Source organism: Brevundimonas albigilva (assembly GCF_023573565.1).
Classification (GTDB): domain Bacteria; phylum Pseudomonadota; class Alphaproteobacteria; order Caulobacterales; family Caulobacteraceae; genus Brevundimonas; species Brevundimonas albigilva.
In genome coordinates this window covers 1,962,250-1,982,913 of the sequence record NZ_CP097649.1, presented here as the reverse complement: position 1 = coordinate 1,982,913, position 20,664 = coordinate 1,962,250, and the positions used below count along the sequence as shown (strand labels likewise).

At 69.6% G+C, this 20,664-nt stretch carries 21 protein-coding genes; 8 read left to right on the top strand and 13 right to left on the bottom strand.

The window, feature by feature from the left end; all coding sequences use genetic code 11:
- Position 1: 1 nt before the first annotated feature.
- Together M8231_RS09900 and M8231_RS09895 are read right to left on the bottom strand one after the other, a co-directional pair.
- On the bottom strand, positions 2 to 685 hold the full coding sequence (locus M8231_RS09900) for a lysophospholipid acyltransferase family protein (protein WP_249750111.1): 684 nt from the start codon (positions 683 to 685) through the stop codon (positions 2 to 4).
- Positions 682 to 2,520, bottom strand: coding sequence for an ABC transporter ATP-binding protein (locus M8231_RS09895; protein ID WP_249750112.1), 1,839 nt, complete (start codon positions 2,518 to 2,520; stop codon positions 682 to 684). The genes M8231_RS09900 and M8231_RS09895 overlap by 4 nt, the downstream gene beginning before the upstream one ends.
- 81 nt (positions 2,521 to 2,601) lie before the next feature.
- Between M8231_RS09895 and M8231_RS09890 the strand changes: the two genes are divergently transcribed.
- A complete protein-coding gene (locus tag M8231_RS09890) occupies positions 2,602 to 3,267 on the top strand; it encodes a protein tyrosine phosphatase family protein (protein WP_249750113.1) in 666 nt (221 codons plus the stop codon).
- 4 nt (positions 3,268 to 3,271) lie between these two features.
- On the opposite strand, the gene M8231_RS09885 is transcribed toward M8231_RS09890, so the two are convergent.
- From M8231_RS09885 to M8231_RS09875, 3 genes are all read right to left on the bottom strand, one after another.
- The gene (locus M8231_RS09885; protein ID WP_249750114.1) at positions 3,272 to 3,472 is read right to left on the bottom strand and encodes a hypothetical protein; all 201 of its coding nucleotides are present in this window, start codon (positions 3,470 to 3,472) and stop codon (positions 3,272 to 3,274) included.
- A gap of 91 nt (positions 3,473 to 3,563) precedes the next feature.
- On the bottom strand, positions 3,564 to 3,803 hold the full coding sequence (locus tag M8231_RS09880; RefSeq protein WP_249750115.1) for a DUF4170 domain-containing protein: 240 nt from the start codon (positions 3,801 to 3,803) through the stop codon (positions 3,564 to 3,566).
- 133 nt (positions 3,804 to 3,936) lie between these two features.
- Complete coding sequence (locus M8231_RS09875) at positions 3,937 to 4,605, bottom strand: J domain-containing protein (RefSeq protein ID WP_249750116.1); 669 nt, start codon at positions 4,603 to 4,605, stop codon at positions 3,937 to 3,939.
- A 45-nt stretch (positions 4,606 to 4,650) separates the two neighbouring features.
- On the opposite strand from M8231_RS09875, the gene M8231_RS09870 reads away from it, so the two are divergent.
- The 3 genes from M8231_RS09870 (at position 4,651) to M8231_RS09860 (ending at position 8,647) form a co-directional block, all read left to right on the top strand.
- Positions 4,651 to 4,956, top strand: coding sequence for a BolA family protein (locus tag M8231_RS09870; protein WP_249750117.1), 306 nt, complete (start codon positions 4,651 to 4,653; stop codon positions 4,954 to 4,956).
- Positions 4,957 to 5,039: 83 nt separating this feature from the next.
- Complete coding sequence (locus M8231_RS09865) at positions 5,040 to 6,854, top strand: ATP-binding protein (protein ID WP_250201387.1); 1,815 nt, start codon at positions 5,040 to 5,042, stop codon at positions 6,852 to 6,854.
- Positions 6,855 to 6,952: 98 nt separating this feature from the next.
- Positions 6,953 to 8,647: a cisplatin damage response ATP-dependent DNA ligase gene (locus M8231_RS09860; protein WP_250201386.1), complete on the top strand. Its 1,695-nt coding sequence runs from the start codon at positions 6,953 to 6,955 to the stop codon at positions 8,645 to 8,647.
- A 30-nt stretch (positions 8,648 to 8,677) separates the two neighbouring features.
- Here the strand turns inward: M8231_RS09860 and M8231_RS09855 are convergent, their stop codons facing one another.
- Genes M8231_RS09855 through M8231_RS09835 form a run of 5 tightly spaced genes read right to left on the bottom strand, consistent with a single transcriptional unit; the run spans position 8,678 to position 12,170 of the window.
- The gene (locus M8231_RS09855) at positions 8,678 to 9,079 is read right to left on the bottom strand and encodes a DUF2177 family protein (RefSeq protein WP_250201385.1); all 402 of its coding nucleotides are present in this window, start codon (positions 9,077 to 9,079) and stop codon (positions 8,678 to 8,680) included.
- Positions 9,080 to 9,090: 11 nt separating this feature from the next.
- Positions 9,091 to 10,110, bottom strand: coding sequence for an SAM-dependent methyltransferase (locus M8231_RS09850; protein WP_250201384.1), 1,020 nt, complete (start codon positions 10,108 to 10,110; stop codon positions 9,091 to 9,093).
- 11 nt (positions 10,111 to 10,121) lie between these two features.
- Complete coding sequence (locus tag M8231_RS09845) at positions 10,122 to 10,907, bottom strand: DUF1295 domain-containing protein (protein WP_250201383.1); 786 nt, start codon at positions 10,905 to 10,907, stop codon at positions 10,122 to 10,124.
- 55 nt (positions 10,908 to 10,962) lie between these two features.
- Positions 10,963 to 11,604: a cadmium/peroxide/UV radiation responsive anti-sigma factor ChrR gene (gene chrR, locus M8231_RS09840; protein ID WP_249750121.1), complete on the bottom strand. Its 642-nt coding sequence runs from the start codon at positions 11,602 to 11,604 to the stop codon at positions 10,963 to 10,965.
- Positions 11,601 to 12,170 carry a sigma-70 family RNA polymerase sigma factor gene (locus tag M8231_RS09835; protein ID WP_250201382.1) on the bottom strand — a complete coding sequence of 190 codons (570 nt, stop codon included), beginning with the start codon at positions 12,168 to 12,170 and terminating at the stop codon, positions 11,601 to 11,603. Before M8231_RS09835 ends, chrR begins: the two co-directional genes overlap by 4 nt.
- A 130-nt stretch (positions 12,171 to 12,300) precedes the next feature.
- On the opposite strand from M8231_RS09835, the gene M8231_RS09830 reads away from it, so the two are divergent.
- Positions 12,301 to 13,641: an NAD(P)/FAD-dependent oxidoreductase gene (locus M8231_RS09830; protein WP_249750122.1), complete on the top strand. Its 1,341-nt coding sequence runs from the start codon at positions 12,301 to 12,303 to the stop codon at positions 13,639 to 13,641.
- Positions 13,638 to 14,399 carry a DUF1365 domain-containing protein gene (locus M8231_RS09825; RefSeq protein WP_249750123.1) on the top strand — a complete coding sequence of 254 codons (762 nt, stop codon included), beginning with the start codon at positions 13,638 to 13,640 and terminating at the stop codon, positions 14,397 to 14,399. The genes M8231_RS09830 and M8231_RS09825 overlap by 4 nt, the downstream gene beginning before the upstream one ends.
- Positions 14,400 to 14,428: 29 nt before the next feature.
- Here the strand turns inward: M8231_RS09825 and M8231_RS09820 are convergent, their stop codons facing one another.
- The gene (locus M8231_RS09820) at positions 14,429 to 15,616 is read right to left on the bottom strand and encodes a cell wall hydrolase (protein ID WP_250201381.1); all 1,188 of its coding nucleotides are present in this window, start codon (positions 15,614 to 15,616) and stop codon (positions 14,429 to 14,431) included.
- A gap of 448 nt (positions 15,617 to 16,064) precedes the next feature.
- On the opposite strand from M8231_RS09820, the gene M8231_RS09815 reads away from it, so the two are divergent.
- Positions 16,065 to 16,247, top strand: a complete 183-nt coding sequence (locus tag M8231_RS09815) for a hypothetical protein (RefSeq protein WP_250201380.1) — start codon at positions 16,065 to 16,067, stop codon at positions 16,245 to 16,247.
- A 227-nt stretch (positions 16,248 to 16,474) separates the two neighbouring features.
- Positions 16,475 to 16,831 carry a DUF6481 family protein gene (locus tag M8231_RS09810; protein WP_249750126.1) on the top strand — a complete coding sequence of 119 codons (357 nt, stop codon included), beginning with the start codon at positions 16,475 to 16,477 and terminating at the stop codon, positions 16,829 to 16,831.
- Positions 16,832 to 16,894: 63 nt separating this feature from the next.
- On the opposite strand, the gene M8231_RS09805 is transcribed toward M8231_RS09810, so the two are convergent.
- Positions 16,895 to 17,539 carry a response regulator gene (locus M8231_RS09805; RefSeq protein ID WP_250201379.1) on the bottom strand — a complete coding sequence of 215 codons (645 nt, stop codon included), beginning with the start codon at positions 17,537 to 17,539 and terminating at the stop codon, positions 16,895 to 16,897.
- A 52-nt stretch (positions 17,540 to 17,591) separates the two neighbouring features.
- Positions 17,592 to 20,591, bottom strand: a complete 3,000-nt coding sequence (locus M8231_RS09800) for a PAS domain S-box protein (RefSeq protein WP_250201378.1) — start codon at positions 20,589 to 20,591, stop codon at positions 17,592 to 17,594.
- Between the last annotated feature and the right edge of the window lie 73 nt (positions 20,592 to 20,664).

Below are 20,664 nucleotides of genomic sequence, written 5' to 3'. Positions count from 1 at the left end.
CTCACACGCCCAGGCCGGTCAGGGCGTCGGCGCGGGCCTCCACCGCATTCAGCCGCGCGGTCCAGTCGGCGACGACCGCCGCGGGCTCGGCCCCAGCCGGATAGTCGACCCGATCCCAGACGATGGCGCCCTTGCCGAACGGCAGGGGCAGGACGGCGCGGTCCCAGCTGTCCAGGCGTATGGCCGGATGGCAGCTCATGCCGATCAGCAGCACGGGCGCGCCGGACAGCTTGGCCAGCAGGGTGGTCCCCTCGGCCATGACGTTGGCGGGGCCGCGCGGGCCGTCGGGGGTGATGGCCAGGGCGCCGACCTTCAACTGCTTCAGTCCGTCACGCAGGGCCTGCGACCCGCCCTTGGCGCGGTCGGCCTTGTCCTTGTTCGCCGAAGAGCCGCGCACGGCCGGAAAGCCCTGGCGCGCCACGGCCTTGGCGATGAACTCCCCGTCGGCCGAAAGCGAGATCAGCGCCTTGGCCGGTTGGGCGCGGTGAAGCGGCCAGCAGGACGGCGACAAGCCGATGCGCGAATGCCAGAACACGCACAGCACCCCGCCGCCCTGGGCCCAGACCTGTTCGGCGGCGGCCTGGTTCTCGTGCGTCCACCGGATGGTGGCGAAACAGAACCGCATCCATTGCGCCAGGATCCAGGCCAGGGCGGATTGGACGGCCGGGTTGCGCAGCGGCCTCACGCCACGGTCTCCAGGCTGGGCGCTCCGTCCAGCGACTGCTGGCGGGCCAGGCGGGCGTACAGGCCGCCCTGGGCGACCAGATCGTCATGCGCGCCCTGTTCGACCACGCGGCCCCCGTCCAGCACATAGATGCGGTCGGCGTTCCGGACCGTCGACAGGCGGTGGGCGATCATCAGGGTGGCGCGGCCCTGCATCAGCCGCTCCAACGCCGCCTGGACCAGGGCCTCGCTCTCGGTGTCCAGCGCGCTGGTGGCCTCGTCCAGCAACAGAACGGGCGCATCCTTCAGGAAGGCGCGGGCGATGGCGATGCGCTGACGCTGGCCGCCCGACAGGCGCACCCCCGCCTCGCCCGCGCGGGTGTCGTAGCCGTCCGGCAGGCCGACGATGAAGTCGTGGGCCGCGGCCGCGCGGGCCGCCGCCTCGATCTGGTCCTGGGACACATCCGTGCGGCCATAGGCGATGTTGGCGGCGATGGTGTCGTCGAACAGGAAGGGCTCCTGCGTCACCAGGGCGATGTGGTCGCGCAGGTCGGGCAGTTGCAGGTCGCGGATGTCCACGCCGTTCAGGCGGACCGCGCCGCCGGTGACGTCATAGAAGCGCGGCAACAGGCTCAGGATCGTGCTCTTGCCGCCGCCCGAGGGGCCGACCAGGGCCACGGTCTCGCCCGGCGCGATGTGGATGGCGACGTGATCCAGGGTCGGGGCGACGCCTTCGCGCGAGGGGGCGTAGGCGAAGGAGACGTCGTCCAGCACCACCTCGACCGGTCCGGGGGGCAGGGCGGCGGCGTGGCTGGCTTCCCGGATCTCGGGCTGGATGTCCAGGGCGGCGAACAGCCGGCGCGCCGCCGTCAAGCCCTCGCTCATCACGGTGGCCAGATTGGTCACCTGGCGCAGCGACTGACCGGCGGCCAGCAACATGCCGATGAAGGCGGCGAACTCGCCCACGTCCATCACGCCTTGCTGCGCCTGCCATCCGGCATAGGCCATCACCGCGGCGACGACGGAATAGGCCACCAGGTCGCTGGCGGGGCCGGCGAAGGCGCGGGCGTTGGCGCCCTTGATGACGTGGCGCTGGCGGCGGGCGACGACCTGGGCCACGCGCGCCTCTTCGGCGGCCTCGCGGTTCTCGATCTTGATCAGACGGACGCCGTCCAGATTCTCCATCAGGGCGGTGGACAGAGCCTCGCTCTCGGCCATGGCGCCCCTGGCCGCCTTGCGCGTCTTGCGGCCGAAGCGGCGAAGGATCAGGGCGACGGCCGGGATGCCCAGCATCACCACCATCGCCAGCTTCCAGTCGATCCAGAACATGTAGAGGATGACCGCGATCAGGGTCAGGCCGTGCTGGGTGTAGTTGACCACGCCCGAGGTGAAGGCCTCGCGCACCAGGTTGGCGTCATAGAGGACGGTGGAGACGAAGGCTCCCGAATGCTGGGCCCGCAGCCGCGCCAGGTCGGCGCGGATCATGGCCGCGAACAGCCGCACCTGGATGTCGCCGACGATGCCGTGGCCCAGCCGGTTGATCAGCGCCGACTGCCCGGCAGAGGCGAAGGTCCGAACCATGGCCACCGCGACGATGGTGACGGGAATCCACGCCAGGGCCTGGGCGTCGTTCAGACTGACCATATTGAACAGCCGCACCGGCCCCCCGCCGGGCACGAACAGGCCGTTCACCGCCGGTTCCAGCAGGCCCAGCAGCACCGCCGACAGGGCGCCGGCCACGCCCGCGCAGATCATGGCCGTGACGAGCGCCAGCTTGTTGCGGGACAGATAGTCCCGCCAGATCCGGCCCAGCAGGGCGCGCAGCGGCAGGGACTCGGGGGCGGCGGGGACGGTCATCGGCTCTCGGTCGGACGGCTGGCGGTCCAAGTCAACCCGTGGGTGATGACGCGGGCGCTGGGGTTCGCTATGGGCGCGGATATGGGGCGTTTCGATCTTTCCACCAGCATGGGGCGTTTTCGGGCGCACTGGCATTATTTCTGGGCCGACCACGCCTTCCTTCGCCTGGCCTTCTCCAACGCGCACTGGCTGGGGCCGGACCTGGTGCGCACGAACCAGCCGTCGCCGCGCCAGCTGGCGTACTGGAAGAAGAAGGGCGTCCGCACCGTCATCAACCTGCGCGGCCAGCGCGACGAAGGCTATTACTGGCTTGAGCGCGACGCCTGCGAACGGCTGGGCCTGACGATGATCGATGCGCCGCTGGATTCGCGCGACGCGCCGGGACGCGACCGCATCCATCGCGCGCGCGACCTGTTCCGCACGATCCAATATCCCGCGCTGATCCATTGCAAGTCGGGCGCGGACCGGGCCGGAATGATGGCGGTGCTCTACAGGCATTTCCATTTGGGAGAACCGATCTCCCTGGCCATGCGCGAGCTGTCGAAGAAATACCTGCACCACCGCGAGGGGCTGACCGGGGTGCTGGACTTCACGCTGGAGAAGTATGTGCGCGAGGTGGAGCCTCGGGGCGTGTCCTTCATCGACTGGGTGGACAGCGACGCCTATGATCCCAAGGCGATCCGGGCCGAGTTCAAGGCCGGCTGGTGGGGCACCCTGCTGACGGAACGCCTGCTGCGCCGCGAATAGGGCGTCAGCCCCACGGGCCCGACGACGGCCGATCGTCGGTTCCGCCGTCCCGCGCCTGCTCGGCGTCGCGCCGGGCCTTGCGCTGGGCCTCCCAGCGCTTGAACCAGCGTCGATAACGGATCTGGCCGCGCAGATTGACCATGAACAGCGCCAGCACGCACAGCAGGCTGACGAGCTGGAATATCTGTTGGCCGTCGAGGTTCATGTGCAACGCCCTTTCGCCGCCGGCGGTCGGCCGGCGCTGGATCGCGGCAGGCAAGCGCGCGGGGCGGGGCGGACGTTCCGCCCCGCAACCATCAGCCCTCGCCGCGCGGGTCGATCAGCTTGTGGGCGTGCAGGATGAAGTAGCGCATATGGGCGTTGTCCACCGTGGCCTGGGCGCGCGCCTTCCAGGCCTTCTTGGCCTCGTCGTAGCTGCCGTAGGCGCCCACGAACTCGACCTGGGACAGGTCGCGGAACACCGGCTCGTGCAGATGGCGCAGTTCGCCGCCGATGACGAGGTGAAGCAGTTGCGGCGTCTCTTTGACTTCGGCCATGACGGGATCCTTGAAGGGGGAGGGCGTTAGCGCGGCGGAATAGGCGTTAAGGCCGACAGGATCAACCGAGGACCGGGTGACGGGCGCAACGAAGGCCGTCGACCTTGGTGGAAACCGGCCTTTTTGTTTCCCATCAGGCTAGGCCCGCCTTCTTCAGCGTCTTCCAGGCCTTGATAACCCGCTGCAGTTTCGCCTCGGCGCCGCGATCGCCGCCGTTGGTGTCGGGGTGGAACCGCTTCAGCATCTCGTGATAGCGCGCCTTGACCGCCGCCTTGTCGGCGCCGGGGTCCAGGTCCAGGTCCGCCAGGGCCGCGCGCTCCAGCTTCCCGATGCGCCGATCCTCGGCCGGCGCCGCCGTCGCCTGGTCGCCGCGGCGTCCGAACAGGCCGAAGCTGTCGCGCCAGGAGCCCGAGCCGCCGGTGTTGGCCGTTCCCATCTTGGCGGCGAAGGCCGCCGCTTCGCGGCTCAGCTTGCCGGCCTTCATCTCCCAGGTCGGGCGGCCGCCGGTCATCGCCTCGTTCTCCTGGGCGGCGCGGATCTCGCCTTCGCTCATGCCGGCGTAGAAGTTCCAGCCCTTGTTGTATTCGCCGGCGTGGACCTGGCAGAATTCGTAGAAGTCGTTCAGCCGCTCGCGCGACTTGGGCGCCCTGGCGGTCGCGGCCTTGCGGCAGTCGGGCCACTGGCACGGCTTTTCGCCCGGCTTCAGGTGCAGGACGTCGGCCTGGGCGGCCTCTTCCTCGGGCTTGGGCGGCTTCACGCGAATGTCGGTGAAGCGCGGCTTGTATTGAAAGGAAGCGGACATCAGCCGAAGTGTAGTCCCGAATTGGACGCCATCAAGGAAACGATCATGTCTGACGGCCCCGTCGCCGCGAAAATCCGGGAAAAGCTGACGGCGGCCCTGTCGCCGCAGCGGCTGGAACTGGAGGACGACAGCTGGCGCCACGCCGGCCACCATCATGAAGGCGGCATGGACGCGCGGCCGGGCGGCGAGAGCCACTTCAATCTGGTGATCGTTTCGGACGATTTCGAGGGGCGGTCGCGCGTGGAGCGCCAGCGCATGGTCAACGGCCTGCTGAAGGACGAGATGGCCGGCCCGGTCCACGCCCTGTCGATCAAGGCCTTGACGCCATCGGAAGCGGCGCACAGCGCCTGATTGCGCAAAAGATCAGCGTTCACTTCGTCTTAGAACCTTCGTTTTAGCGTCACGCGACCAAACAGAACGTGGGGGACGGCTGCATGGTGGAATCCGACGGCGTCGCGAAGCCGATGACCGCTGATCAGCACGCGGGCGACGCCGCCCAGGCCCTGACGGCGATCCTGCAGACGCAGTATCTGCGCTATCTGATCATCGCCAGCTGGGCGCTGGGCCTGCTCGGCGTGGTGCCGTGGTGGCAGGCCCTGCTGTGGTTCGGGGGCACGGTCGGCGCCGGGGCCGTTCGCGGCGCGTTCGAGCGACGCATGGCCGAGCGGGTCGACGGCGGCTGGGGGTTCGTCTTCCCGACCGTGGCCACCGTCACCACCGGCGCCTGGGCCGTCGCGCCGTTGCTGGCGTGGTTTTCCGGGGCGCCGTTCGGCCAGCCCCTGGCCGTGGCGCTGGTGGTGTCGGGCTATGTGCTGGTCTTCGCCCAGCTTCGCAGCTCGCCCCGCCAGGCCGTGATCATTTCCTCGCCCTACGGCGCGGCTTCGATCGTCATGTTGCTGAGCCTGATCGGCCAGCCGGAGTTCTGGTCCCTGCTGCTGGTGCTGCCGTTCACGGCCGCCGGGCTGTTCGTGCTGGTGACCATGACCATGCTGCGCGAGGAGCGAATCCGGGCCTTCCAGGCGCACCAGGCGCATCTGATCGAAGAGCTGGAAAGCGCTCGCGACAAGGCCAACGCCGCGAACGACGCCAAGTCCAATTTCCTGGGCGTCATCTCCCACGAGCTGCGCACGCCGATGAACGGCGTGTTGGGCGCGGCCCAGCTGCTCAGCGCCACACGGCTGGAGACGACCCAGCGGGAGTATCTGTCGATCATCCGCAACTCGGGCGACAACCTGCTGAGCCTTCTCAACGACATCCTCGACATGACCAAGATCGAGGCCGGCAAGATGACCTTCGAGATCGTCGACGTCGTGATCGAGGACCTTCACAAGCGCATCACCGGGCCGTTCGAGGCCCAGGCCGAGGCCAAGGGGCTGGGCTTCGTCTCGACCTTCGAGGGCGAGGTGCCGATGGTGGTTCGCGGCGATCCCCTGCGCGTCTGCCAGGTGGTCCAGAACCTGCTGTCCAACGCGGTCAAGTTCACCGATACGGGAGAAATCCGCTACGTGGTGCGCGGCGAGCGCATTTCAGACCAGCGCGCGCGGTTCGAGTTCCAGGTGACCGACAGCGGCGCCGGAATCGCGCCGGCGGATCTGGAGCGGCTGTTCCAGCCCTTCACCCAGGTGGACGCCTCCTCGACGCGCCGGTTCGGCGGCACGGGTCTGGGTCTGACGATCTCGCGCCGCATGGCCAACATCATGGGCGGCGACATCACGGTGACGTCGCGCCTGGGCCAGGGATCAGCCTTCACCTTCGCGGTCGAGGCCGAGGTGGTCGAATGGGCCCGGCCGGCGCCGGCCGAGGAAATCCACGCCGAGGTCGAGGGCGTCGCCTCCCTGCGGGTGCTGGTGGTCGAGGACCATCCCGTGAACCGCATGATCCTGGAGGCGTGGATGAGTTCCGCCGCGCACGTCACCGTCACGGCCGAAAACGGCGAACTGGCTGTGAAGGCGGCCTCCGAACAGCCGTTCGACCTGATCGTCATGGACGTGAACATGCCGGTGATGGACGGCCTTACGGCGACGCGGTTGATCCGCGAGGGCGGACTGAACGCCGACACGCCGATCGTCGTCCTATCCGCCTCGGCCCGCAGCGAGGACCACGAAGCGGGCCTGCAGGCCGGCGCCGACGCCTATCTGAACAAGCCGATCGACTTCGCCGCCCTGGCGAACGTGATCGGCCGCGTCCCCGGCGGGCGGGAAGCCGTGGCCGGCCTGTCGTCGGCGTTGGCGCAGTCGGTCGCCGCCTGAGACGACGACCCGGCGAATACGCACGCCTTCGGGGGAAACCTGAGCGGCGTTTCCCGTTGTCCCCTCGGCGACGCTTTCGACGCCGATGACGGATCACCATGCGCGCCTTCGCCGAGCTTCTGGATCGCCTGTCCCTGACGGCGTCGCGCAACGCCAAGCTGGTGCTGGTGCGCGACTATCTGAAGGCGACGCCTGATCCGGACCGCGGATGGGCGCTGGCCGCCCTGACCGGCGACCTGACGTTTACGGCGGCCAAGCCGGCCCTGATCCGCAAGGCGGTGGAGGGACGGGTCGACCCGGTGCTGTTCGGCTGGTCCTACGACTATGTCGGCGACCTAGCCGAGACGGTGGCCCTGCTGTGGCCGTCGCCCGCGGACTATCGCCCCAACCGCGAACCGGAACTGGCCGAGGTGGTGGATGCGCTGTTGCGCGCCAAGCGCGGCGAGGTTCAGCTGCTCATCGAGGGCTGGCTGGACGCGTTGAAACCCAAGGGGCGCTGGGCGCTGCTGAAACTGGTCACGGGCGGCCTGCGGATCGGTCTGTCGGCCCGGCTGGCCAAGACCGCGGCGGCCATGATCCGGCCCGCCGCGATCGCGCAGCCGCCCGACCCTGAAGGCGACGAGGCGCAGACGGCCCTGACGGCTGTGGACGTTTCGGACATCGAGGAGGTCTGGCACGCGGTCGATCCGCCCTACGCCGACCTGTTCGCCTGGCTGGAGGGGCGGGCCGAACGGCCCAGTCCCGATGCGCCGGGACGTTTCCGGCCGGTGATGCTGGCGGTCGCCATCGACGAGGCGGTCGATTTTCCCAAGCTTTCGCCCGCCGACTACGCCGCCGAATGGAAGTGGGACGGCATCCGGGTCCAGGCGGTGCGGGAGGGCGGCGTCGCGCGCCTCTATTCCCGCACCGGCGACGAGATTTCCGCCGCCTTTCCCGACGTGATGGAGGGGCTGGACTTCGACGGCGCGATCGACGGCGAGCTGCTGGTGCTGCGCGACGGGCGGCCCGCGCCGTTCGGGGATCTGCAGCAGCGGCTGAACCGCAAGGCGGTGGACGCCAAGTTGATGGCCGCCCACCCGGCCGGCGTCCTGGCCTACGATCTGCTGGCCTGGAACGGCGAGGATCTGCGCGCGCTTCCGCTGGCCGAGCGGCGGGCCAGGCTGGAGGCCCTGGTGGACGCCCACCCCGGCGATCGGCTGCGGCTGTCGCCGCTGGTCGACTACGCCAGCTGGGAGGCCCTGGGTCGTCTAAGGGCCGATCCCCCGGTCGGCGCGGCCGCCGAGGGCCTGATGCTGAAGCGATGGGACAGCCCCTATCTGGCGGGTCGTCCGAAGGGGCCCTGGTTCAAGTGGAAGCGCGACCCGCACGTCATCGACGCCGTGCTGATGTACGCCCAGCGCGGCCACGGAAAGCGGTCCAGCTTCTATTCCGACTACACCTTCGGCGTCTGGACTGACGAGGGAGCGCTGACCCCGGTGGGCAAGGCCTATTTCGGTTTCACCGACGAGGAGCTGAAGCAGTTGGACAAGTTCGTGCGCGACCATACCGTCGACCGCTTCGGACCTGTTCGCTCAGTTCGGGCCGAGCGCGACTTCGGCCTGGTGCTGGAGATCGCTTTCGAGGGCCTGCAACGCTCCAGCCGGCACAAGTCGGGGGTCGCCATGCGCTTTCCGCGCGTCAGCCGAATCCGTTGGGACAAGCCCGCGCGCGAAGCCAACACGCTGGACGACGTGATGGATCTTCTGGACGCCATCGAGAGCGGCGGGGGGCGCATCGCCGTCGCGAGCGGGTGACCGACCACGCCGGGCCGCCCCCGCCCGTCGTCAGGACGAGAAGCGGGCGGCCAGCCAGTAGCCGCCCAGCGCGGCCGTGGTCGTCAGGACGACGCCCCAGGCGAGGTCGATCAGGGTGATGTGGGTCGGCCAGACCCGCAGGGTGGCCTGGTTGGTCAGGTCGTAGGTCGCATAGGCCACCAGTCCGAGCACGGCGCCCATGCCCGCCGCACGCAGGGCGGACCCTTCCCGCAGCGCCGGCAGGACCGCCACCACGACCACGCCGAAGACATAGATCAGGTAGAAGGCGACGGCGGCGCGCATGTTGGGGCGGGCCGCCATCAGTTCCCCGATCGCGGGCTGATACAGCCGCGGCGCCATCAGCGTCAGCCAGATGGCGTCCAGCACCCCCATGGTCAGCCCGCTTCCGAGATAGGCCAGCAGATAGCGCATGACAGTCTCCTTCAGACGGCGCGCAGACGATAATGGCTGACGCCCCATTCGCGACCGCCGGCGTCGCCGAACAGGCCGGCGGTGGCCAGATAGAAGCGCCGCCAGCGCCGGGTCCACAGCCGGGCCTGGTCGCCATAGACGTCGCGCATGATGCGGGCCACGGCCTCGGGCTGGGCGTCCATCGCGGCCAGCCAGTCCAGCGCGGTCCGCTGATAGTGGGCGCCGCTCCAGCGCCAGTCCTGTTCGACCTCGAACAGGTCGGAATATTGCCGCATCAGGCCATGGCTGGGCATCACCCCGCCGGTGAAGAAGTGCTGGGCGATGAAATCGGAAGGGTCCGACGCCTCGAAGCGATAGGGGGTCGTCCGGTGCGCGAAGACGTGGATGAACATCGCGCCCTCCGGCGTCAGCCACCGGCGCGCGCGGGTCAGCAGGGCGCGCCAGTTGGCCATGTGCTCGAACATCTCGACCGAGACGATGCGGTCGAAACGACGGTCGATGTCAAAGTCATTCATGTCGCGCGTCAGGACGGTCAGGTTCGACAGGCCGCGCTCGCGCGCCTGTCCCTCTATGAAGGCGCGTTGACCGGCCGAGTTGGACACCGCCGTGATGGTCGATGCGGGGTAGCGCTCGGCCATCCACAGCGACAGCGAGCCCCAGCCGCAGCCAAGTTCGAGAACGTGCTGACCATCCGCGAGGCCGGCGTGCTGGGCGGTCTCAGCCAGCGCCGCTTCCTCGGCCTGCGCCAGGCTTTCGGTTCCGGCGGGGTACAGGCAACACGAGTATTTCAGGCGCGGCCCCAGGCAGATGCGGAAGAACTCGGCCGGGAGCTCGTAGTGCTGGGCGTTGGCGGCCTCGACGTGCTCGGCGATCACGCGTCCGGCCATTTCCCGCGCGAAGCGGGCGTCGGCGTCGGGCGTCTCTTGAAGTCCCTTGCGCGCGCCCGCCACCAGGGCGGCGATGGCGGGCCGGACGATGAAATCCGGCGCGGGGGCGTCCTGGGCGGATCGCAGAAGGGCGGATAAGGGCATGACGCCTCCGGTCAGCGGGCCTTGGGCGGAAGGGGGAAGAAGCGGGACACGCGCTGCTGGTAGGCGCGATACGCCTGCGGTCGCGACTTCAGCAGCTGCGCCTCCAGCATCGGCACGCCGCTGACGTGATTGAGCAGCCACCACATCATCGCCGGCGCCATCAGCGACAGCCAGCCGAACGGGTGATCAAGGCTCAGCGCCATCACCGGCCACGCCAGCCAGACGGTCCATTCGAAGAAATAGTTGGGATGCCGCGACCAGGCCCACAGGCCCGTATCGGCGACCTTGCCCTTGTTGGAGGGCTCGCGACGGAAGGCGGCCATCTGGCGGTCCGCCAGCGCTTCCCCGCCGACCGCGATCAGCACGATCAGGGCCGCCAGGGCGTCGCGCCACCCCAGATCGGCGTTTGGGCGGATGGCGGCGGCCCGCAGCGACACGGCCAGAACCGCCACGGTCGCCGCCTGTATCATCAGAAACGCCCAGGCCTTGAAACCCCATCCGCCCCATTGCATCTTGAAGCGCTCATACCGGGGATCCGGCGTGTCCGAGCGAGCGGTGCGCACCGCGATGTAGCCGCCCAGCCGAAGCGCCCATAGGCCGATCAGCACAGCGACAAGCCGCTGGCGCGCGTCGATCGCGTCGGTCGCCGGCCACAGCGCGGCCAAGGCCCCGATGGCGCCGATCGACAGGGCCCACACCACATCGGTCCAGCCGCCGTCGCCGGCGAAGCGCACGATCACCCAGGCGATGGACAGGGCGATGACGGCCAGGACGGCGCAGACGACGATGACCAGCATGATCCCTCCCGGCGTTCGTGGTCTCTACGAAGGAAGGCGGCCCCCGGATGCGCCCCTAGAGGCGGATGAACGGCTGGATCAGCCGCCCCAGCCAGCCGTCGAGCAGAATCTGCCCGTCCAGCGCGGCCACGCACAGGCAGGCCTCGTCGGAGACGACGCGCGGCTGGTGCAGGGTGTGCTGATCCGCCTCCTCCAGGTCGCCCCTGTCGAACCGCTCGTCGTCGGTGGCGTAGGCGCCGGACAGGACGCACGTCAGTTCCACGCCGCCGTGCGTGTGGCGCGGCATCACCCGGCCAGGCTGGATTTCCAGCAGAATGACGCGGCAAGCGCCGTCGCGCGGCCCCAGAACGTCGCGCACGCGCACGCCCGGTCCCATCCATCGCCACGGGCCCAGCGCGTGGCGGCGAAGCGGCTCGGGCAACTGCGGCATGTCGTTCAGCGGCAAGGCGGGCTCGACCGTCCCCGCATCGGTCTCGGCCCGGGCCATCACGCGCGCTAGGGCGTCGGCGGGGAGGGGTTCAGGCGGTATGTCCTCCAACAGGCGCCCGCCGACGGCCTCGAGCCGGCGCGCGAAGGCTCCGGCCTGGGGCCGCATCCACAGGTGCGTGGCGACCACCAGGGCCTCTGGCGAACTCAGCGCTCCGGCCGCATAGGCCAGAAGGCGATCGTCGGAAACGGAATGGCGCATCGGGGTCATTCTAGTCCCCTCAGCGGTTCGAGCGCGATACGAAGCTTGATCATGGCCTTGCGAATGCGGGATTTGACGGTTCCCAGGGGAAGGTCGAGATGGCGGGCGATTTCGGAATGAGCGGCGCCCTGAAAGAAGGCCAGGCGCAGCACCTCGATATGGTCGGGCGACAGTCGCCGCATGGCCTCGGTCAGACGCGCCGCCTCTTCGGCGCCTGACAGAAGGTCATCCGGGCGATCGGGCTCGTCAGGCAGAAGACTGAGATCGGCGACGGGCAAGGGGCGGGATTCCTTGCGCAGCACGTCCAACCGACGGTTTCGGGCGATGGTGAATATCCACGTCGCCGCACTGGCGCGGCTGGGGTCGAACAGATCGGCCTTCCGCCAGACCGTCAGCATCGCGTCCTGGGCGAAGTCCTCGGCGGCGCCGGCCGGGGCGCCCGCGTGCATCAGATAGGCCTTCAGGCGAGGGGCGAAATATTCGAACAGACGGGCGAAGGCCTCTCGGTCGCGGCAGATCGCGACCGCCTGGATCAGTCGGCCGTTCTCGTCCCCCGCTGCGTGATCAGGGCTCATTGGGCGGCGTACCGATGATAGGGCGACCGTCTCATGCATGGTCCTTTTACGCGGGCGGAACGTCGGCGGATGACAGCATCCGAACCTCCCGGCGCGACGTATCGAAGCCTAAAGTCAAGCCGGAGTCTTCATGCCGATCGCCCACCGCCCCGAAAACACGACCCGGCCGTTGCGGATCGCGGTCGTGGGGTCGGGCATATCGGCCCTGTCGTGCGCCTGGCTGTTGGCCCGTCGCCACAAGGTGGTGGTCTATGAACAGGCCGACCGCCTGGGCGGTCATACCAATACGGTGGACGTTCAGGGGCCCGCCGGGACCACGCCCGTGGACACCGGCTTCATCGTCTTCAACGATGCGACCTATCCCAATCTGGTGGCGATGTTCGATCACCTTGGGGTCGCCAGCCGTGCGACCGACATGTCGTTCGCGGTCTCGCTGGACGAAGGCCGGTTCGAATATGCGGCGCCGGCCCTGTTCGCCCAGAGGCGCAACGCCTTTCGGCCGCGCTTCTGGACCATGCTGCGGGAAATCCTGCGCTTCTATCGAGACGCGCCGGCGCAGTTGGCGACGCTGTCGGACGCCAGTCTGACCCTGGGCGACTATCTGAAGCGCGAAGGCTTCAGCGAAGCCTTCAGGGACGACCATCTGTTGCCGATGGCCGCGGCCATCTGGTCGTCTCCGGCGCACACCCTGATGGACTATCCGGCGGAATCCTTCATCCGTTTTTGCGGCAACCACGGCCTGTTGAAGCTGACCGGCCGGCCGGTATGGCGCACCGTCCAGGGCGGCGCCCGGGCCTACGTCTCTCGTCTGGCGCAGGACTTGGGCGAGGACATCCGGCTGGCCAACGGCGCGGTCGAGGTGCGGCGCATCGACGGGCAGGTCGAGGTGCTGGACAGCCAGGGGCGCAAGGACCGCTTCGACCACGTCGTGATCGGCGCCCACGCCGACCAGGCGCTGGCGATGCTGGCCCAGCCGACCGAAGCGGAGCGCGCGCTGCTCGGCGCCTTCCGCTACAGCCGCAACCTGACGGTCCTGCATTCCGACGCGGGCCTGATGCCGCGTCGCCGACGCGCCTGGGCGGCCTGGAACTACATCGGCGTCGAGGGCGGACTGTGCGTCAGTTACTGGATGAACCGGCTGCAGGGCCTGTCGGGTCCCGACCTGTTCGTCACGCTGAACCCGCCGCGCCCCCCGCGCCCGGAAACGCTGTTGCGAACGGAAGTCTACGAGCACCCGATCTTCGACCCGGCCGCGATCCGCGCGCAGAAGGCGCTTTGGACCCTGCAGGGGCAGGGCGGCGTCTGGTACTGCGGCGCCCATTTCGGCGCCGGCTTCCACGAGGACGGCCTCCAGTCGGGTCTGGCGGTGGCCGAACAGCTCGGCGGCGTGCGCCGTCCTTGGTCCGTCGAGAACGAGAGCGGACGCATCAACGTCATCCCCAGCCATGCGGGGCTGGAGCGCGTGGCGTGAACTCGGCCCTGTATCACGGCGAGGTGACGCACAGGCGCCTTCGTCCTCGCGAACACAGGCTGCGCTATCGGGTGTTCTGGCTGCTGCTCGACCTGGCCGAACTGGACCAGATTGATGCGCGGTTGCGGCTTCTGTCGCGCAATCGCTTCAACCTGCTGGGATTCCATGACCGGGATCATGGCGACGGATCGCCCACGCCCCTTCGCGATCAGGTCCTGGGACGCCTCCGCCAAGCGGGCGTCGACATCGGCGGCGGCGCCGTGCGGCTGCTGACCATGCCCCGCGTTCTGGGCTACGTCTTCAATCCGATCAGTCTTTACTACTGCCACGCCGCCGACGGGCGGCTGGCGGCGGTGATCTACGAGGTCTCCAGCACCTTCGGCGAAAGACACGCCTACGTTCTGCCCGTCGACGCCGAGGCGGCGGGGGCCGGGGCGTTCCGCCAGGAGGCGCGAAAGGCGCTGCACGTCTCGCCCTTCATGGGGATGGACATGCGCTATGCGTTTCGGGGGCGCGCCCCGGACGATCACATGGCCCTGAAGATCGACGGGACGGATCGCGACGGCCTGCTGATCACCGCCGCGATGACCGGGCGCCGCCACGCCCTAACGGACAGCGCGATCCTCCGCGTCGTCCTGGCCATGCCGCTGCTGACCCTTAAGGTGGTGGCCGCCATCCACTGGGAAGCGCTGAAGCTTTGGCTCAAGCGCGTCCCCCTCCATCCCGCGCCGTCCCCGGACAGGGCCCACGGAGCCTGACAAGTTCGCGACGACCGTCGTCGGAGCGGTCAGACGGCGTTGGCGGACGCGGCGGCTTCAGGCTTGGGGGATTCGGCCGGACGCGCCGCACGCGGCGTCGGCGCGGCCTGAGCGCGCGCGGAGGCGGCGGGCGACGGCGTCGAAGGCTGCGCCTGCGAAGCCGAGGCCGGGGCGCTGCGTTGCTGTGCGGCAGGCCTAGCGGCGGTCGTGGTCGCGGCGGCGGCCTCGGGCGCAGCGCGGCCTTCCTGGGCCAGAACCAGCGAATAGGCGACGGCCTCGCCGGCCTGACGCGCGGCCTCGACGGGATTGATCGCGGCCTGGATCAGGCGCGGCTGGTCGGCGTCGGTGGAGGGCCGGGGGGCGTAGGTGAAGGCGCCGCGCGAGCCGGAGCGGCCGCCGAACCGATAGAACAGATGGCTGCCCACCTGGCTGACGCGCACCAGCGATCCGCGCCAGGCCGGCGACACGCCGGTGGTGTGGAAGTGGGTGGCGTTGCCGACGGCGGCGTACACGCCCCCCGACAGGGCCTTGGACGCCACGTCGCGAGCGCGGTTCCAGGCGGCCTGGTTTACGCGCCCGCGCATCACGCCCGAGCAGGTGAAGGAGAACTGGCAGCCGGTGCGACGCGCGGCGCCCTGATAGACGACGCCGCAGACGCTCTTGGGAAAGGCGGGGTGGCGGACACGGTTCAGAACCACCTGGGCCACGGCGCTCATGCCGTCGCGGCCCTCGCCGCGCGCTTCGTAATAGACGGCCTGGGTCAGGCAATCCAGGTCGCGGCTGGCGTCCAGCGCGTGATCCATGCGGAAGGGCTGGGCGGGCGTCGGGGCCGACAGGCTGGCGCGACGAAGGTTGGGATCGCCGGGGTTGGCGCGCAGCTGCTCCAGGCGGGCGGCCAGCAGTTCGGCCTGGCGGTCGCGCTCGGCCGAGCCTGCGCTGGTGTAGGGGTCGTGACGTCGGGCGATCGCAAGCGCGCTGGGATCCAGGCCGCCGGCGGCGGCGGACAGGGCTTCTTCGGTGAAGCCGGCGGCGGTGGCGCCCTGGATACGTTCGGCCTGCGCGCGCAGGGTCGTCTCCTGCGCCGCCACGCCGCCCAGATAGGCGGCCCCGATCGCCAGTCCCACCAGACCGCCGAAAGCGGCGGCCGCGTGGACAGGCTTGACCTTCGCCACACGATCGGCAGCCGAAATGGCGCGCGTCTGCGAGGAATGCGACAACGTAGTATCCTAGTCAGCAGGGCTGGAAACGCCGCCCCCGGGGGTAGTCTCGCCGGCCGGGCGACTCTGACGGTCGCGTTCCAGCCTGCAGACGACGTTCGGCTCACGGGCCCGGACGTCGAGGACGGGCCTATATAGCGGTGTTTGTGACCCTAATGTGGTCGATTCGCAAGCTGACGGTTAAGTCGCTGAAGTTTCACGTTTGCGACGCGTATGGGGCGAGATTTTGAACGCGGGGTCGATGAATAAGCATTGGAACGTCGACGATCCTCTTCGGCCTGAGACCCGAATACTTGCATAGACTGCACATCGGCGCGTGATCTAAGCTTACATGGGGCGTGGCCGACGGGGCCTGCCAGGCGTAATCTGGTATTGGGATGCTTTGTCGCGCGGCTCGGGGAACTGGAGCGGCGCACGGGTGTTTGAAGCGGAGCCATTGGAGGACATCATGACCCGCATCGCCATCCTGACCCTGACCGCCGCCGCCCTCGCCCTTGCCGCCTGCGGGGCCACCGTGGAACAGAAGGCGGCCACGGGTGCCGTGGCCGGCGCCGTCGTCGCCGGGCCCGTGGGCGCCGCGGTCGGCGGCGCCGCCGGCACTGCGGCCGGCCACGCTCAGAAGCCGAACTGACGCTCGTTACGGGGGCGCGCCTTGCATCCGGCGAGGCGCGACCTATCTGCGACACATGGCGCGGCTTGTTCAGGCGGCCCGCGCCGATGCTCGCCATCGACCGTTTCGGACCTTGATTTCGCCGCCGGTTTAGGCTTTGTGCGGCCGCTTCGGGCCGTGCGCCGTTCGCCGCCTGACCCTCGATGGCCGCCGTCGCGGCCGCTCACAAGGAAACAGCGCTCGCCCGCATGAAAGACATCAAGACCGGATTCACCGACCGCCTGACCGCCCAGCAGGAAGCCAAGAAGGCCCTGCTCGCCAAGTTCAAGCCCAAGCCCGCCGCCCCCGATCCCGAATTCGACCGGCTGGCCGAGAAGCGCGCCGCCGAAAAGGAGGCTCTGCGCCAGCAGCACGAACTGGCCAAGGCCGAGGTGCGCCGCGAGAAGGCCGAGAAGGAAGCCGCGCGGATGGCGGCCGAACGCGAGGCCCAAGACGCGATCGACGCCGAAAAGCGCGCCGACCGCAAGGCTCGCAAGCAGCTGACCAAGGAAGAGCAGAAGGCGCGTCGCGACGCCCGTTACGCGGCCCGCAAGGCGCGCCGCTAACTCCGCGGCCCGATCTCGATCAAAGGCGCGCCCGGGTTCCCGCGGCGCGCTTTTTCGTATCCGTCATCGAGCCGACGCGGCCGGCGTCCCCTCGACCAAGCGGCGGAGTTGATCGGCCGAATAGGGTTTGCGCAGGAAGGGCCACGGCGCATCGGCCAGAACGCCGTCGACATCGTCGCCGACATAGCCGCTGGTCAGGGCGATGCGCATGTCCGGCCAGTCGCGCGCGGCCCGTCGCGCCAGATCCACGCCGCTCATCCCGCCCGGCATGACCACGTCGGTCAGCATCAGGTCGAAGCGGCCCGCGGCCAGGGCGCCCAGGGCGGCCTCGCCGGTTTCGGCCAACTGGACGTCGAAGCCGAAGCCCTCGAGCAGATCGACGGCCACGGCGGCGACATTGGCGTCATCCTCGACCAGCAGAAGCCGGCGCCCCCCGGCGAAAGCCGTTTCGGGCGGGGGCGTCGAGCGCGTCGGCGCCCGCGTCGGCGCTTCGGCTTCCGCAAGCGGGGGAAGGTAGAGACGAACCTCCGTGCCGCGCCCGACCGTCGAGGCGACCCGAACGCCGCCGCCCGACTGACGCGCGAACCCATAGACCTGGCTGAGGCCCAGCCCGGTGCCCTTGCCGACCGCCTTGGTGGTGAAGAAGGGCTCGAACACCCGGTCGATGACCTCGGCCGTCATGCCCGCGCCGGTGTCCGATACGGTCACGCAGACATAACGCCCGGCGGGAAGATCGGGGCCTTCGTCGTCGGGCCCGATTTCACATGACAGGGTCCGTATGGAAACGCGGGCCGGACGTCGCGGCGCGCCGTCGCGATCCGCCGTGACATCGCCCCAGGGCGTCGCGCGCGTTGACGATCAGGTTCAGCAAGGCGGCTTCGAACTGGGCGGGGTCCACATTGACCCGGGCGCCGCCGCGCTTCAGCCGGACCTGGAAGTCGACCGCTTCCCCCACGGCGCGACGCATCAGGGGCTCGCCTTCGCGGATGAGGGCGTTCAGGTCGACGGCCTCGGGGCGGAGAGGCTGGCGTCGCGAGAAGGCCAGCAGCTGGTGGGTCAGGCTTTCGCCGCGCCGCGCGGCGGACAGGGCGGCTTCGCCCAGCTTCTTGCGTTTCGCCGGGTCTTCGCTGCGCAGGATGATGTCGAGGGCGCCAATCACCACCGTGAGCAGATTGTTGAAGTCGTGGGCGACGCCGCCGGTGAGGCGACCCACGGCCTCCAGGCGCTGGGCGTGCAGCAATTGCGCCTCGGCCTGGGCCTTTTCGGCCAGGGCTTCTCCGACCCGGTCCTCCAGCAGCTCGTTGATGCGCTTGAGGTCGTCCTCGGCGCGCTTGGCTTCGGTGACGTCCAGGCTGGCGCCGACATAACCCTGGAAGGCGCCCTCGGCGTCGAAACGGGGCACGCCCTCGGTGCGCAGCCAGCGCTGGCCCAGCGTCGGATGGTTGACGCGGCTGAGCGCCTCGAAGCGGTCGCGGGCCTCGAAGGCGCGCATGAAGGCGCCGGTGAAGACGGTCTCGTCGTCGGGGTGGATCAGACGCCGCCAGCTGTCGCGCAGCTGCCGTTCCGACCGCACGCCGAAGAAGGTTCGATAGAGGCGGTTGGCGAAGACGAGCTGGGCGGCGTCGTCGCTCATCCAGACCAGGACGGGCGCGCTGTCGGCGACGGTGCGGAAACGGCTCTCGGATTCCTCCAGCCGCATCCGGGCGTCGCGCATGTCCGTGACGTCGAAGGCCACGCCGACGAAGCCGACGACCTCGGAGCCGCTTGTCCGCGGCCGGGAAAAGGACTTGAGCCAGCGCCAGGTCCCGTCGTGGCGCCGATACCGCGCCTCCATCGAGAAGGGCTCCCCGGTCGCTTCTCCCGCCAAGGATTCCTCAAGGATCCGCTGCTGGTCGTCAGGATGCAGGCAGGCGCGCCAGTCGGCCGTCCGGGCCGCTTCATAGGTCGAGCCGTAGAAGTCGACATAGGCCTGGTTGACGAAGGCGCGGCTGCGGTCCTTGGCCGTGACCCAGATCAGGACGGGGGCGGTGTCGGCGACGGCGCGGAAGCGCGCCTCGCTCTCGCGCGTCTCGGCCTCGGCGCGGGCGCGTTCGATCTCGGCCCAGGTGCGGGCGGCGACCTCTTCCAGCAGGGCGGCTTCGGCGTCCGTCCAGAGTCTGGGCTGGGCCGAGTGGACATAGAGAAAGGCGCGCAGCCGGCCGTTGCGGATCAGGGGCGCCCGCATCAGGGCGCGGGTCTGCAGGGCCTCGAAGGCGGGCGCGGCCTGCGTGGTGCGGGGGTCGTCGCGCACATCCTCGACGCGCACGGTCTCGCCGGCGGCCAGATCGGCGATCAAGGGGGCGCCGAGATCGCGCAGGCTGAAGCGCCCGTGGGCGCTGACGACGCCGTCGGTCCAGTCCTGGGTCATCGACACCACGCCGGCGTCTTCGTCGACCTCTCCGTAGCCGACGCGGTGAACCTCCATGAGATCGCCCAGCGCGCGCTCCACCTCGGTCATGATGACCAGCGGATCGGTCATGTCGCGCAGGCGGTCGACCAGGGCCAGGAGGAAGGCCTGGCGCCGTTGCTGGCGGGCCGCGGCGTCCAGGGCCTCACGGGTCTCGGTGACGTCGAAGGCCATGCCGGCGAAGCCCAGCAGGCCGCCCGCGTCGTCCAGGCGGGGCTTGACCACCACGCGCATCCAGCGCCAGGCGTCGTCGTGGCGCCGGAAGCGGGCCTCGAAGGCATGGGCCGCGCCGTCGTCGCGAGCCTGGATCTGGCCGGCCATGACCCTGTCGGCGTCGTCGGGGTGCACAAGCTTGCGCCAGCCCTGACCGGCGAGGGCGGCGCTGTCCGGTCCACAGAAATCGACCAGGGCGGCGTTGGCGAACTCGATGCCGCCTCGGGCGTCGGTCAGCCAAATGGGGGCGGGGGCGATGTCGGCCAGCAGGCGGAAGCGGCTCTCGCTCTCGCGGACCGCCGCTTCGGCTTCGCGCGAGGCGGTGATGTCGACGCCGCCGGCGATATAGCCGATCGGGGCGCCGTCGGGACCCAGCAGGGCGCGGACGCTGACCAGGGCCCAGACCACCCGGCCGTCGGGATGGACATAGCGCTTCACTAGCTGGTCGCCCGACCGTCCCTGGGCGATGGCCTTGAGGGCGGCCAGGGTGCTTTCGGCGTCCTCGGGGTGGGACACATCCAACGTGGTTCGGCCGACCGCCTCCTCCGGCGAGAGACCCAGAAGCTCGGCGTAGCGTCCATTGATGGCTGTGATCCGGCCCTCGCGGTCTAGGCGGACGATGCCCGCGGCCGACTGGTCGACCAGGGCCTGCAGTTCCGATCGGCTGCGCGTCAGCTCGGAAAGGGAATCCTCCAGCCGGTGCAGGCTGCGCCTCAGCCAGGCTCCCGTCTCGGTGCAGAACAGACCGACGAGAAAGAAGTTGGTGGTTGCGATCCGGCCCAGGTTCGGGGGCATGGCCCGCCCTTCGGGCGTGGTCAGCACCACGACGGCCCATCCGCCCGCCAGGCAGGTCGCCAGCGCCGCCCAGCCCCCGGCGCGACCCGCCGAAACGGCCGCCAGGATCACGGCGGGCAGCAGGATGATGAAGCCGGAGATTTCCGCATAGTAGCGCGCCGCCGCAGCCCGCACGGCCAGGCCGATCACCGCGCAGACGACGCCGATCAGGACGGCGCCGAGTGTGGATTTCTGCGTAAGGCGGGGCAGCCGCATCAAAAAGGCGTCGACGCCGGAGAGGGCCTTGCCGACAGCCGCTCTGCTCATTCCCCCACGTCTCCCCGGCGCGTCGATAGGTCGTGCGCTTCTGTTGCAACGCTTCGGCCCCACTGGCGTTCCT

Bases quoted from the DNA above. Each gene is read 5' to 3' on its own strand.
- M8231_RS09830 (WP_249750122.1), top strand. From the start codon at position 12,301: ATGCCGATCGCCCACCGCCCCGAAAACACGACCCGGCCGTTGCGGATC.
- M8231_RS09860 (WP_250201386.1), top strand. From the start codon at position 6,953: ATGCGCGCCTTCGCCGAGCTTCTGGATCGCCTGTCCCTGACGGCGTCG.
- M8231_RS09885 (WP_249750114.1), bottom strand. From the start codon at position 3,472: ATGAACCTCGACGGCCAACAGATATTCCAGCTCGTCAGCCTGCTGTGC.
- chrR (WP_249750121.1), bottom strand. From the start codon at position 11,604: ATGACCCCGATGCGCCATTCCGTTTCCGACGATCGCCTTCTGGCCTAT.
- M8231_RS09880 (WP_249750115.1), bottom strand. From the start codon at position 3,803: ATGGCCGAAGTCAAAGAGACGCCGCAACTGCTTCACCTCGTCATCGGC.
- M8231_RS09870 (WP_249750117.1), top strand. From the start codon at position 4,651: ATGTCTGACGGCCCCGTCGCCGCGAAAATCCGGGAAAAGCTGACGGCG.
- M8231_RS09850 (WP_250201384.1), bottom strand. From the start codon at position 10,110: ATGCCCTTATCCGCCCTTCTGCGATCCGCCCAGGACGCCCCCGCGCCG.
- M8231_RS09835 (WP_250201382.1), bottom strand. From the start codon at position 12,170: ATGAGCCCTGATCACGCAGCGGGGGACGAGAACGGCCGACTGATCCAG.
- M8231_RS09875 (WP_249750116.1), bottom strand. From the start codon at position 4,605: ATGTCCGCTTCCTTTCAATACAAGCCGCGCTTCACCGACATTCGCGTG.
- M8231_RS09845 (WP_250201383.1), bottom strand. From the start codon at position 10,907: ATGCTGGTCATCGTCGTCTGCGCCGTCCTGGCCGTCATCGCCCTGTCC.
- M8231_RS09810 (WP_249750126.1), top strand. From the start codon at position 16,475: ATGAAAGACATCAAGACCGGATTCACCGACCGCCTGACCGCCCAGCAG.
- M8231_RS09890 (WP_249750113.1), top strand. From the start codon at position 2,602: ATGGGGCGTTTCGATCTTTCCACCAGCATGGGGCGTTTTCGGGCGCAC.
- M8231_RS09815 (WP_250201380.1), top strand. From the start codon at position 16,065: ATGACCCGCATCGCCATCCTGACCCTGACCGCCGCCGCCCTCGCCCTT.
- M8231_RS09800 (WP_250201378.1), bottom strand. From the start codon at position 20,591: ATGAGCAGAGCGGCTGTCGGCAAGGCCCTCTCCGGCGTCGACGCCTTT.
- M8231_RS09855 (WP_250201385.1), bottom strand. From the start codon at position 9,079: ATGCGCTATCTGCTGGCCTATCTCGGAAGCGGGCTGACCATGGGGGTG.
- M8231_RS09895 (WP_249750112.1), bottom strand. From the start codon at position 2,520: ATGACCGTCCCCGCCGCCCCCGAGTCCCTGCCGCTGCGCGCCCTGCTG.
- M8231_RS09865 (WP_250201387.1), top strand. From the start codon at position 5,040: ATGGTGGAATCCGACGGCGTCGCGAAGCCGATGACCGCTGATCAGCAC.